This is a genomic window from Microbacterium sp. UFMG61 (assembly GCF_015354505.1).
Taxonomy (GTDB): domain Bacteria; phylum Actinomycetota; class Actinomycetes; order Actinomycetales; family Microbacteriaceae; genus Microbacterium.
In genome coordinates this window covers 47999-61555 of record NZ_JACAFP010000015.1, presented here as the reverse complement: position 1 = coordinate 61555, position 13557 = coordinate 47999, and the positions used below count along the sequence as shown (strand labels likewise).

Below are 13557 nucleotides of genomic sequence, written 5' to 3'. Positions count from 1 at the left end.
GGCGGAGCCGCGTAGTCGGGGAAGACGAGTGCGGGTGGGTCGGTGGGCGCGTCCTCGGACACCTCGGCGGGGGTCGGCATGGGGGCCGGGCGGATGCTCGGCGCCGGCGGTGCGGCATCGGCGATGCCGGTGTCGCGGAACGACGGCGGCACCGGTCGCACCACGCGCGCCGGATCGGCGACCGGAACAGGATGCTCGGCGGCGGAGTCCGGCTGACGCGTCGCGGCGGCGTCCGGAGCCGCCGACTCAGGAGCCGCCGGCGCGGGGGTGGCTTCGGTCGGCACCGGTGCGGAGAACGGCTCACCGCCCATGGCTGCCATGATCCCCGTCGTGGGGTGCGCCTCGGCGCTTCCCGACGCATCGGTGCGCTCGGGGACGGTGCCGCTGCCGAGCCGTGCGGCACCGGAATCCGTCTCCGGCTCGACAGCACCCGCCGCATAGGCGTCGAACTCGGCATGACCGCTGAACTGCGGAGCATCGGACGAGACGTGAGGCAGCGGAACCGCAGTCGGTGGCGCGGGGGGAGCGGATGCGACAGCGGGTGCGACAGCGGGCGCACCGGGCGCACCGGGCGCACCGGGCGCTGCCGGCGTGGCATCTCCCGCGGACGGAGCCGGCGGCGTCGGCGCGACGAAGGCAGGAGGCTGCGGCGCGAACGGCTGAGGCGGCACAGGCGGTGCGAACGACGCCGCCGGTGCCCCGGGAGCGACGGGCGCGCCGGCGACCGGCGGCTTCGGCGGCGCTCCCCAGACAGACGGCGCGGCAGTCGCGGGCGCGGAAGCCTCCGCAGCGGGCGCCTCCGCCGGCTGCGGGGGGCGTGGCGGAGCCGCGTAGTCGGGGAAGACGAGTGCGGGTGCGTCGGTGGGCGCAGACGTGTGCGGAGCCAGAGACGGGATCGTGTACCCCGACGCATCCCGCGCCGGGGCCGCAGACGGCGGTGTGGTGCGGCGCGGGCCGGGCTGCAGAGAGGCCAGTCGCTCGCCTTCAGGGTAGGGAGCGGCGCCCCAGGCGAGCACGGTCGCCCACACCGGAGGCAGCAGGATCGCGAGCGCCGTCATGCCGGCGCCGCGTCCGAAGCGCTTGTTGATGCGATGGGTCGCGACGATCTTGAGGTAGAGGCCGTACAGCTGCACGATCGGGATGAAGTAGAACACCACCGACCACGCGGGCTGTCCCCCGCGTGCGAGGATCTCGGATTCGTTGAGAACAGGGACCCAGCCCTTCCACCCCTCGCCGCCGATGCGCGGGAACAGGCGCGACAGCGCCAGGGCGTACCAGACGTACACGGCGATGCCGATGAGCAGTCCGAGTCCGCCGACGATGGCGAGCATCGTGACGAGGCCGGTCTCCGGAGAGTCGGTCATGAGATCCCCTTCTTCGGATCGTCGAGCGATCCGGTCCTTCCGAGCGTACCGAGCGCGGGGCGCAGCCCGAAGAACGAGACACCGCGGGCCGGTCGCACCCGATCGATGAACGACCGGGGTCGCACTCGGGTGACGAGCCGTCGCCACCGTCGCTGCGAACGCAGCAGATCCGCCCGCTCGGCCTCGACGATCGTCCACGCGGCGGACGCGTCGTCGTCCGTGGGCGGATGCTCCGAGAAGACCCCTCGGTCGACGAGCGACGCGAGCTGCGCCGCCGCTTCGCGGTCGGTCGATCCCGCGCGCTGCGAGCGCGTGCCCCGGGCATCCATCGCGATGTCGTGGTCGGCGTACACGTCGGCGAGTTCCTCCCACGCTCCGGCGAGGCGGACCTCGGGGTCGTCGGCCGTGCGCCGCGCCCGGGCGCGCTGTCGTTTCGCGAGCAGGAGCACGATGAGGGGAAGCAGCAGGAGCGCCACCGCGAGGAGTCCGAGCCCCACCCCGCGCAGGATCGGCAGCAGCACGGACAGCACTGCCGACTGCGGCTCGTCGAGAGGCTGAGCGTCGTCGTTCGAATCGCTCTGCGCCTGCGGCGGGTCGAGCGCCTCGGATCGCGGCTGCTCGGGCACCGTCGGGTGCTCGGGGAGCTGCTCGCCCTCTGTGATCGAGCTCGGCAGCATCGCATACTGGGGCGTCGTGTCGACCGGCGTCCACTCGCCGCCGGAGGCGCGGACCTCGACCCAGGCGCTCATGTTCTCGCCGGTGCAGACCTCGGCGCACGCCGGGATGCCGGGCACCTCGGCGGCGCCGGGGAGCCGCGCGCCGATCACGACGCGTGATTCGAGACCGAAGTGCTGGGCCAGCAGCGCCGCCGCCACGGAGAACTGCTCGTCGTCGCCGACCGCCGAGACGAGCATCTCGGGCGGGGCATCGGACCCGGCACGACGCTCCTGCTCGATGAGCTGGGTGAAGAGTTCTTCGATGCGCGAGACCGAGTGCCCCGCGTAGCTCGGTGCGAACGCGTAGCCGTCCGTCTCCTTCAGCGACGCGATCCACGCCTCCGCCGACGCATCATCGATCAGCGCATGACTGAGGTACCCCCGCGAACGCAGGCGGTCGATGAGTTCGAGGTAGCCCGCGCCCGAGCGCGGCTGCTCCTGCATCTCCGCCCACTCGGCGAGTGCGGGGTGCAGGTCGGTGTCGAGCTTCGAGCTCCCGCCCTGCGCCGCGGTGAGGTCGATGCCGTCGGCGGGTGCGTCGGCGAGCACGGAGTAGCTGTCGCCCGGCACGAGTCCCTGCGCGCCCCCCGGAGCTTCCGCGACCGTGATGGCGGTGTCGCCGCCCTCGTTCACGTGGAAGCCGTCGGCGAGATCGTCGGCCCGCTCCCCCGCGAACTGCGGCGCTTCGGCCAACCCGGCAGGCGCCGGTACCCAGATGCCGCGGTAGGCGTCGCCGATCGTGATGTCGAGCGATACTCGCCCCGGCCCGGGCAGAGCCGTACGCGGCAGACGACTGAAGCGGTCTTCCGGCGCGATGTGGAAGTCCTCGCCGTCGTAGGAATCGAGTGTGACGAGCCGGATGCGGTCGACCGCTCCCGCATCGCCGTCGACCTGCAGCACCGTCTCGCCGAGTCGGTCGTCTGCGAACCATGAACGGTAGGAGCTGAGCGGGCTGGCCTGCTGCTGCACGACGACCATGGGCTCGATCTCGTCGCGCAGCACCGAACGGTCGCTCCATCCGGCGGCGGCCGGCGCGACCGCGAATCCGGCGACGAGCGCGACCACCGCGAGACCTGCCGACAGCAGGTGGCGACGGACGGTCAGCCAGACCGGTGTCGCGCGGCGCGAGATGTTGGCCGCGGCGACCGCACGCAGAGCCTGGGCTCTCTGTAGGCGCGTGCGCCCGACCACCCACACCAGTGCGGAGACGAACACGGCGACGCCGATGACCCATTCGCGCGGCGCGGGAAGCGCGATTCCCAGCACGGTCACGGCAGACGACGTGGCGCTGAGCCCGAACGCGATGCCGAACAGGCTCATCGCCGCCACCACCGGCACCGCGATCGTCGCCCGGCGGCCCCGCTCGAGCACGAGCAGCGTGGCGAAGAAGGCGCCGAAGAGCATCACCACGAGGAACGGGATGAGGACCGCCTGATACTCCCCGAGCGGCGGGTTCAGGGTGAGCATCTGCTTCCACCCCAGCGCGACCCCGAGTATCGCGTCTCGGAGTCCTCCGAAGAAGGCGGGCACCGAGGTGAGTGCCGAGGGGATCGCGAGCGGCACGGCGACGACGAGGTAGACGCCGGCAGCCGCGAGCGCGGCGAGCAGCAGCCCCCAGCGCAGCATCCGCGCCACGATGGCGACGGCCATACCGAGCACGCCACCGACGATTCCGACGGCGAGGGCTCGCGGTGCCTCGTACACGGGCCAGGCCGCAGCCGTGGCGAGCAGGATGCCGACGACGACATAGCCGAGCGACCACAGCGTCAGGGGCGAGATCGCGAACGGACTCCCTGCAGAGACGCCGCCCCGCGTGGCACCGAATCGCCCGATGCCTCCCCGGCGGGGCCCGGCGGCGCTCATCGGAGCGCTCCGCGGGCGAGCATCTGCGGCAGATCTCCGAGCGCGCCCACCGTCATGACGGCGAGCTCTCGGGCGGTGCGCATGGTCGGCTGCTCGCCGAGCTCGCTGCGGACGGCGACGGCCTCGACCGCGGCCGGCAGCTTCACGGACGCGTGGCGGAGTCTCTCGAGCGGCATCCGAGATCCGGTCAGCAGGAAGCCCATCGACAGGTCGGGATACGACTGCGCGGTGAGCGCGGTGACCGCCTCGAGCCGCATGACACGGTCGGCCGCATCGATCGTCGAGGTCGCGTCGAGCAGCGCCTTGGGGGTGACCGTCGGAAGGGTGCGGATAGACAGGACCTCGGTCGCGCTGTGCTCGGGGATCTCGTTGCTCACCGAGAACAGCACCTCACGCCCGTCTCGCACTCCCTGCAGGGCGAGGGATGCCGCGGCACTGACCGTGTTCTCGAACTCGTCATCGCTCTCGTACGATTCCGCATCGAGATCGAGGATGATCGCGATGCGCGCATGCCGCGACTCCTCGTACTGGCGCACCATGAGCTTGCCCGTCTTGGCGGTCGACTTCCAGTGCACATGGCGCTGCGAGTCGCCGACGACGTACTCGCGCACGGCGTGGAACGACAGGTCGGCGTCGACCAGCGCCGTGCTCGGCGTGCCCTCGAGGTCGCGGATGAGTCCCGCGCTCGTACTGGGCAGGCGCACGGTGACGGGATGCACGTGGATGCGCTGCACGTCGGGCCAGCGCAGTTCGCGGCGCAGGATGCCGATCGGGTCGCCGCGGGTGATGGTCATGGGCCCGACGTCGATCACACCGCGTCGATGCGCCGCGATCGTGAGCTGCTCCCGATGATGTGCGCCCGGCCGCAGGAGCGGGACGTGCGCCTCGACGAGCCCCTCCCCGACGGGCACGTCGACCACGCCAGGGAGCGAGAGTCGCTCGCCGTTGTTGCGGACGTCGAGCGTCGCACCGATCTCGGCACCGGCCACCACACGATCCCGATCGAGTTCGAGGTCGATGCGGTAGTCGTGCGCACCGAGGATGAACGGGATGCAGACGATCAGCAGCACCAGGGCGATCGCCGCGACCGCCCACGCCTCGACCCACCCGAACGCGAGCCCGGCGACGACGCCGAGCACGAGGGCCACGGCGACCAGCAGCCCGGCGGTCGTGACCGTCTCCCGCACCCACTCGGCGCTCCGTCGGATCGTGCGCGTCGTCGTGCGCAGCGCGCGTCGCACGCCGAACACCGCGCCGCGGACGGGGCCGCGGCGCGTGCGGTCGTAGCGCGTCACCGTCGACGTGCGGGTCGAGGTGCTCGTGCCCGCCGTGGTGCGCGTCAGGCGCGATTCGGTGCTGAAGCTCACGCAGTGCCGTTCTCGCGCGGGGGCTCGACGTCGAGGAGGATCTGCCCGACCACGGCGACGGCCGTGACGCCGTCGAACTCGGCCTCGGGCTCGAGCACGAGACGGTGCGCCAGCGCGACGACGGCGAGTTCGCGGACGTCGTCGGGGGTCACGAAGGTGCGCCCGTTCTTGGCGGCCCAGGTCATCACCAGGCGGGAGAGCGCGAGCGCTCCGCGCACGCTGGCCCCGAGACGCACCTCGGAGGCGCGGCGCGTGGCGTCGACGATGCGCATGATGTAGTCGGAGACCAGGGGGTTCACGTACACGCCGCGCGACATCTCGGCCATCGTGAGGATGGTGTCGGTGCTGACGATGCCGTCGAGCACGTGCTTCGGCTGAGCGGCTCCCTGGAGGATGCGCATGGTCGCGGCCTCGTCGGGGTAGCCGATCGAGGTCTTGATCATGAAGCGGTCGAGCTGCGCCTCGGGCAGACGATACGTGCCGCCCTGCTCGATCGGGTTCTGAGTGGCCATCACCAGGAACGGCGAGCCCACCGGGCGGGTCACGCCGTCGACCGTGACCGTGCCCTCTTCCATGACCTCGAGCAGCGCGGACTGCGTCTTGGGGCTCGCACGGTTGATCTCGTCTGCGAGCACGATGTTCGCGAAGACGGGACCGGCGTGGAACTCGAAGGCGCCCTCCTTCTGGTCGTAGACGGTGATTCCGGTCACGTCACCCGGCAGCAGGTCGGGCGTGAACTGGATGCGAGTGCTCGTGCCCGTCACGGTCTGCGCGATCGCGCGGGCGAGGGCCGTCTTGCCGGTGCCGGGGAAGTCCTCGAGCAGCACGTGCCCGCCGCTGACGGCCGCGGCGAGCACCAGCTCGACGACGTGCCGCTTGCCCAGGATCGCCTGTTCGACGTTGGCGGTGAGGATCGAGAACGTCTCCTGGAACCAGGCGGCCTGTTCGGCGGCGATGGTCACGGGAGCAGCGGAGGGAGCAGGCATGGGGCAACCGTATTCGTCTCAGGCGCCTGCACGGTGCAGGGCGGTGGGCAAAGGCACGTGGGGGTGGTCATCACCGCGGGCTCATCCCTCGGGATCGACCGGGTCGAGAGGGTCCGCCGGGGGCGGGGTGCCGGTCGGTTCGGGTTCGGGCTTGGGCGGCTTCGGGGGCGGCGGCTGCGTGCACAGCGGCGCCCGGTGCGTGATCGCCTTGAGCGCGGCGAATGCCCCGGTCCAGGTGATCTTCGCGTCGATCACGGAGACGCCGTCGACGATCCTCGGCGTGAACGTCGGTGTGTAGGAGCCGCGGGCCGCGGCAGTGACACTGAACAGGTCGTTCGCGTCAGCCGGCACGCACTTCTGGAACTGCACCGCCACGGTGGTGGGCGCGGTCCTGGCGGTGATCTCGACGTTGTCGGAGCAGTACTGGGTCAGCACCGCATGGCACGAGCGCGCGCTGACCGGCAGCGGTGAAGCGTCGGAGCTGAGCTCGAACGCATCGCGCCACGATCCGTACAGGTAGTACTGCGGCGTGAAGCCGTCTCTCACCTGGATGTTCGGCGCTGACTCGAGTCCGTAGGAGTAGCGGTTGCCGTCGATCGTGGGCTGGGTCGCGACCGTGTAGCTGGTGTTGCCCTTCGGGCCGTCCACGAACACGAACGTGAACACCTGGGTCGTGGCGGACTCCGCGACGCCGTACCCGTTCGAGGCGCACGCCTTGACGTTGTAGGTCGAGTACTCGGCGAGCTTCGTGAGCGTCTCGGACGAGGACTGCACCTCGGCGCCCGAGACGACCAGGCGCCCGTCGCCGTCGGCGGTGCAGCTCGCGTTGCCCGATCGCCAGGCGAGATACACGACGTCGAGACCCTGCGCACTGCCGTTGGCCTGCGCGCGCACGCCCGAGACGTTCACCGAGGTGTTCGACGCCGCAGCCGCCTGTGTGCCCGCGGGATCGAAGTACACGGTTCCGGCGACCGTCACCGTGGTGCGGAACGCACCGCCCTCGTTGCCGCCGTCGCCCGTCGGGGGCTGGAACTGGCTGATCGGCACGAGCGTGAGCGTCTGCGCACCCGGCGACAGCGTGATGTCGGCCGTGGTCGTCACCCCGGTGCGTTCGATGACCTGCCCCGTCTCCTCGATGCGGAACGCGCGGGCGTCGTCGGATGCGGCGACCGACAGCGCGGCGACTCCGCGACCGCGCTCGGTCACGCCAGGGCGATAGACAGGGGCAGCCGAGGCGTTCGACACGACCGGAGCCGCGTATGCCCAGGTGGTGTGGGCGGAGGTCGCGGCGGATGTTCCGACCGCGTTCACGGCGGATGCGGTGAACGCGTGGGGCTCTCCGTTGACCAGGCCGCTGACGGTGCAGCGGTAGACCCCGCCACCCGACGGGCTGCAGGATGCGTTCGCGGGTGCGCCGTCCTGCAGGATCGTGATCGCGCTGACGGCGGGATGCGCGCGCCCGGCCTCACCGAGCGGCACCTCGAGTTCGACGGTCGACCGTGTGAATCCGACCGTCGAGACGCTGGCCGGCGCCTGCGGGAAGCCCTGCAGGTCGAGGGTCAGCGTGCCCGTGCCGGTGCGTCCCTGCGCATCGGACACGACGAACGGGATCACGCACTGACCGCCGGGCGCCTGACCGCCACCCGGCCAGGTGGCCGTGATCGCCGTGCTGCCCGACGCCGAGATCGACGCGACGTCGCACCGCGCGCCGCCGCCGAGTGACACCAGACGCAGGCCGGAACCGGCCTTGCCCGCGAAGGGGTCGTACTCGCCCGCGACGTCGACGACCTCGATCGAGCAGCTGGGGTCCGTGACGACGCACTGCCGTGTGAGGGTGGCGCCTCGCGGCGCATCCGGTGGTGCGGCTCCCACGACGAGCCGCACGGAAGCCGAGGGCTCGCCGTACCGGGGCACCGTGACGCTCACCGTCTCGCTGTTCCCCGGTCGAGCATCCGCGCGGGCCTCGATCGTGAGCGACGACCCGTTCTGCGTCACGACGAACGCCGAGCCGTTGTAGACGACGCGGTAGTCGAGGGATCCGACGTCGCCTTCACGACCGCCCTCCCAGCTCGCCATGTTCGCGTACAGGTCGATGGTCTCGGACGCTCCGGGGGCGACCGTGTGCGAGATCGACGAGAGCAGCAGCTGCGGCTCCGCCGGGCGGATGCTGATCGGCACGTCGATGTACGACCACCGTTCCTGCCCCTGCAGCCGGACCGGCACGAGGCACGTGTCCGACCAGGGTGCTTCCCGGCCCGCCTCGTACGTGGCACCACCCGCACCGTCTGCGGCACAGGTGGCGGCGGCGCGCTGGGCCGTGAAGTCTCCGGTACCGACATCGATGCTGTCGGAGGGCGCCAGGTCGACGTAGTCGCTCAGCCCGAACGAGACCGACGCGTCTTCGTCGACCACGACGGGAGTCGTCCCGGGCTTGATCTGCACCTGCATGTCGTCGAAGGCGGGGATGTGCAGGAAGCCGTGGCCGACCACGTCACGCCCGCCCTGCGCCGTGCCGGTGAGCTGGAAGGGCACGAGCGCACCTTCTTCGGGTGCCTGTCCGATGATGCGGTCACCCTGCACCGTGAACCCGGGCTGGTCGCCCCACAGGCTCAGCTTCAGCGAGCCCACATCTCCCGAGGGCCAGCTGACGCGGTTCGTGACGACGTCGATGCCGCGCTCGGCGATCTCGTCCCGATCACGCGTCGTGAGCACCGTGTCGGCGACCGCCGGCTGGTCGGTGACCGCACCGTCGGTGACCGTCACGACGATCAGACCCTGCGACGTGCTCGATGACCGCGTCGATCTGACCGTGTAGAAGTAGGAGTTCGTGCCTGCCGTGTCGCCGGCACGCAGCACGACGCGACCGTCCTTCAGCGAGGTGTCGGGGTCGATCAGCGACGTGAGCCGGTCATAGAGCGGGTTCCCCTTGACCGGCGGCGCGTTGGGCACCAGCTCCGTGATCTCGAGTTCGCTCTGTGCCGGGTCGAGGTCGTTCGATCGCGGGTCGAGGACGACAGGCGTCGACGACCCCGCCTCGACGCGCACGTAATCGCTGAACGTCACGGGCGCGGTGTCGTCGATGTCGGCGTCCAGGACTCCGACCCTGACGATGCCGGTACCGGTCTCTCCCTGCGGATCGCGGACGGTGTACCGGAAGGACGCCTGCCCACCGGGCACGCCGCCGGCGGGTGCTCGATAGACGATCGCGTCTCCGCTCGCAGAGATGGTCGCCGTTCCCGTTCCGCGTTCGGGCTGATCGACCCCTGCGAGCACGACCCGGTCGCCGTCGCTGTCCATGCCCGTCGTGGGCACCGGCATCGATACCGTCTGGCCGCTCAGCACCCGACCGGTGAGGGTGGTGGGCGTCGGCGCCCGGTTCGTGCCGGCAGGCAGCACCGTCACTGTGACCGCGCCGTTGTCGTAGAGCGAGGGGTTGCGCTCGAGAGAGACCGAGTAGGTGAGGCGATACGTCCCGGGCGTCGTCGGCGCGAGGTAGCGCAGCGCGTTGCCGTCGGCGAAGACCAGCTCCCCCGCCTCTCCGGAGCCCGTGACCTCGGGGAGCACCACGAGGGGCTCACCGCGGGGGGCGACGTCGTTCGCCGCGACGCTGATGCGTGTGAGCGAACCGGCGCGCACCGTGATCGCATCCGGGAAGACGATCGGGCGGGTGACCGTGGATGGCGGTGCGAGGAAGACGGTGACGGTGCCCTGCACAGCGGCGCCCGCCCCGTCGGCGACCGTCACGGTCGCCGTGCCGATCACGCCGGGGTCTCCGCTCTCGGTCGTGCCGTTCACGCGGATGCTCTCGTTGCCGACCACGCGCACGTTGAGCTGCGGGGTGGAGCTCACGGCATCCGAGAGCATCAGCACCCGACCGCTGGTGTTGGCCACGGAGTCGAGCACGTCGACCGTCGTGTCCTCGCCCTCGCGCACGAAGGCGGTCAAGGGCGCCATCGCGAGCGCCGCCGATCCGTCGACCGCGGTGACGCGGATGACCGCCGACTGCTCGGCCTGGGTCGACGTGTCCTGCGCGGTGTAGGTGACGACGTACTGGCCGGGTTCGGCGACCGTCAGCTCGACCGTGCCGGCGGCCGTGTTGGGGGTGACCTCGAGACCTTGCGCCGTCGCCGCGGTCTGCACGGCATCCACCAGCCGGTACGAGCCGGAGCCGCCGGAGAGATGGTCGGAGACCCGGATCGACTGCCGCTCCCCCACCCTTGCGGTCACGGCGACCGGTGCCGCGATCAGCGCCGGGCTGCCGGTGACCTGCACCTCGAGCGTCTTCTCCGCCGTCGCTCCGTGCACATCTTCGACCACGACCGTGACGGGGATCACGGCATCCGCCGCGTTGGGATCCGTGTGACGGATCGCGACCCGTCCGTCGGCCATCGGGACGACCATGACCGGCGACGACGGATCGGTCTCGTAGGCGTCGCTCAGGACGAAGGGGTCGCCCTCGGGGTCGACCCATCCCGACAGGGCGGACACGATCGTGCTGCCGCCGGGGAGCAGCTGCGGGGTCGGCCACTCCTGCTGACAGGCGTCGACGCCGCACCACACGGGCGCGGAGTTCGACGCGTCGTCGACGACGGTGAGAGTGACCGTCGCGGGCGCCGAGGTCGCGGCGCCGTCGGTCACGGCATACGTGAAGCTTGTCTGTCCCGACCCCGCGCGCACGCTCACGACGAGCGACTGGCCGTTCGCGACGAGCGACAGGTCTCCGAACTCGGCGTCGGCGAGTCCGGAGATCGACCCGGGCTCGATCGACAGGACGTCCTTCTTGTTCGGGTCGTGGTCGTTGAAGAGCACCGGCAGGATCACCTGCTGACCGGAGCGCACACCGAAGGCGTCGTTCACGGCCACCGGAGGCATCTGCTCGGCGACGTCCTCGACGATGACGGTGCCCTCCTCCTGCTCCGTCTCGTCTTCGATCGCCCACTGCTCGAGAGGGATCAGGACTCCGTCGGGTGCCGTCCAGATGAGCCCGGTGCCGAGCTCGCTCAGCACCGCGCGATCGCCGTTCTGCTGGAAGACGGGTTCGATGGTCGCAGAGTCCAGTGCCTCGTCGGGCACGATCAGGGGCACGGTCTCGTCGCCGGTCCACAGAGTGCCGGATGCCGTGTCCAGCCATGCGGCGAACGTTCGGTCGCCGACCACGACCGGAGTCGCCGGCACGCCGGACGCGTCGACGGTGCGGTCGGCTTCGCCGGAGGAGAGATCGACGGTCATGAGTCCGTCGGAGTCCGCGATGACGAGCTCGTCGCCGCTGGCGGCGCCGGCCTGAAGCGCGGCGTCTTCGGCGACGTCGAGTGTCGTGGGCTCGTCGCGACCCGAGAGCCAGAGGTCGCCCGTGCTCGCCTGCAGCATCGCCCACCGGTCGCCGATGACGGTGAGCGCGAGGTCGTCGCCGGCGTCGGGGGCGCCGGTGAGCGCGGTGCCGTCATCGAGGAAGCGGTACTCGTCGACGTCGAACCGTCGGACCGCGCCCTCCTCCGCCGAGTAGAGCACGAGCAGGCCGTCGGGCGACAGACCGACGGCATCCGCGGTGTACGTGGGCGGGTCCTCGCCCTCGTCGACCTCGACCTCGGCGAACGGGTCGACGAGAGCGGTCGCGGCCCCGGACTCGAGCGTCGACACCGAGACCTGGCCGGTGTCGGTGCGGTACGCGACGTAGGCGCCGGCCGAGATGATCTCGCGTGTGCCCGCCGGCGTCGGCTCCGAGGCGATCGGGGCGCCCTCTGCCGCCGGATCGGAGAGGAGGTCGGTGGGGCTGGCCGGATCGACGTCCCAGCGCTGCCGGTTGCCCTGCGCGTAGAGCACCGCAGCAGAGCCGCTCTGCCAGACCGCCTCGGGATCGTCGACGGTGCGGACGGTGTCGATCTCGGCGAGCTCGGTGTTGACGCGGGCGTACTGTCCGCTGTCGCGCATCACCCAGACGGCGGACTCGAGTCGCGGGACCTCCTGCGACTCGTAGCCCTGCGCGGTGATCGCGAGGGTCACGACGACGGCGAGGGCGGCGATGCCCGAGATCGCGGCGATGAGTCGGCGACGCGGGCGCGGGTTCGCGTCATTCCTCGTGCGGTCGCCGATCGCCATCACAGGACCCCCGTCAGGAACAGCGCGGCGATACCGACGCCGGCGAGGACGGCGGCCCCGATGACGGCGCCGATCACGCCCGCGACGAGTGGTGAGCGGGTCTTCGACCGCGGTGTGGACGGAAGGTCGTCGCGGTCGCGGGGTGCGGCCTGGGGGCGTGCTGCTCGTGCGGCGCGGCGCGAGTCCGGCGCGACCGTCGTGATGACGGGACCACGGGGCGCCGAGTCGGAGAAGCTGACCGGCGCGGCCGCGGCCCATTCGGCGGAGGCGGCTTCGAAGGCGGTCGGGTGGATGCCGAGTTCGTACTGCGCCCAGCGCAGGCGCTCGGCGAACTCGGCCATGCTCGTGAAGCGCTTGGCGGGATCGCGCTGCATCGCGGTCGCGAAGATGTCGTCGATGATCGGTGGGATGCCCGGCACGGGCACCGCCGTGTACCGCGCCTTGACGATGCGGTCGGTCAGCTGATCACGCGAGTTGGAGCCGCGGTCTGCGCGTTCGAACGGGCTCCGGCCCGCGAGAAGCGTGTAGAGCGTGGCACCGAGACTCCAGATCTCGCTGGGGACGGATCCGGTGACCCGTTCCTGCAGCACCTCCGGCGAGCTCCACGGTACGGACATGGCGATCGTCTCGCCGTCGCCCTCGTCGATGACGGCGGCGGCGATGCCGAAGTCGGCGAGCACGGGCGCGCCGAGCGAGTTGATCAGCACGTTCGAGGGCTTGATGTCTCGATGCAGCAGCCCGGCGCGGTGCACCGTCTCGAGCGCACCGGCGATGCGCACGCCGGTGTCGAGCACGTCGGCGAGCGGAAGCGGGGCCTTCTTGTAGCGCGCGCTCATGGTGTCGGGGCAGTACTCCATGGCGAAGTACGGGCGCCCGTCGGCAGAGATCGAGGCCTGATAGATCGTGACGATCGACGGGTGCGCGCTGAGGCGGGCGGAGATGTCGGCCTCGACGTTGAAGGTGCGCAGCACCTCGGGGTTCACGGCGTCGGCCAGCAGCACCTTGACGGCGGCGACACGGCGAGGCATGTCCTGCTCATAGAGGAAGACGTCGGCGAACCCGCCGGAGCCGAGGGGGCGCACGTAGCTGTAGCCCGCCAACGTCGGCGGGGTCGATGCCATGCGCGTGGCCACTCATGCTCCTCACGGTCGGTGCAGGGAGACCG

General features: G+C 71.2%; 6 protein-coding genes. All 6 read right to left on the bottom strand.

Translation table 11 applies throughout. The annotated features are described in order from the left end of the window. Positions 1–1364: DUF5684 domain-containing protein (locus tag IXW21_RS16390; RefSeq protein WP_228528672.1), on the bottom strand; the 1364-nt coding region annotated here is incomplete at its 3' end. Continuing rightward, positions 1361–3943 carry a DUF3488 and transglutaminase-like domain-containing protein gene (locus tag IXW21_RS16385; protein WP_194765309.1) on the bottom strand — a complete coding sequence of 861 codons (2583 nt, stop codon included), beginning with the start codon at positions 3941–3943 and terminating at the stop codon, positions 1361–1363. The genes IXW21_RS16385 and IXW21_RS16390, both read right to left, overlap by 4 nt. After that, positions 3940–5310, bottom strand: coding sequence for a DUF58 domain-containing protein (locus tag IXW21_RS16380; RefSeq protein ID WP_194765308.1), 1371 nt, complete (start codon positions 5308–5310; stop codon positions 3940–3942). Before IXW21_RS16380 ends, IXW21_RS16385 begins: the two co-directional genes overlap by 4 nt. Next, positions 5307–6272 (bottom strand): AAA family ATPase, encoded by a 966-nt coding sequence (locus IXW21_RS16375; RefSeq protein WP_194765313.1) that lies wholly within the window; start codon positions 6270–6272, stop codon positions 5307–5309. The genes IXW21_RS16380 and IXW21_RS16375 overlap by 4 nt, the downstream gene beginning before the upstream one ends. Positions 6273–6377: 105 nt before the next feature. Further along, positions 6378–12392 (bottom strand): Ig-like domain-containing protein, encoded by a 6015-nt coding sequence (locus IXW21_RS16370; protein ID WP_194765307.1) that lies wholly within the window; start codon positions 12390–12392, stop codon positions 6378–6380. Further along, entirely contained in the window at positions 12392–13525 is a 1134-nt protein-coding gene (locus tag IXW21_RS16365; RefSeq protein ID WP_323742285.1) for a serine/threonine-protein kinase, read from the bottom strand. The genes IXW21_RS16370 and IXW21_RS16365 overlap by 1 nt, the downstream gene beginning before the upstream one ends. Between the last annotated feature and the right edge of the window lie 32 nt (positions 13526–13557).

Coding starts and splice junctions, on each gene's coding strand:
- IXW21_RS16385 (WP_194765309.1), bottom strand. CDS start 3,943: ATGAGCGCCGCCGGGCCCCGCCGGGGAGGCATCGGGCGATTCGGTGCC.
- IXW21_RS16370 (WP_194765307.1), bottom strand. CDS start 12,392: ATGGCGATCGGCGACCGCACGAGGAATGACGCGAACCCGCGCCCGCGT.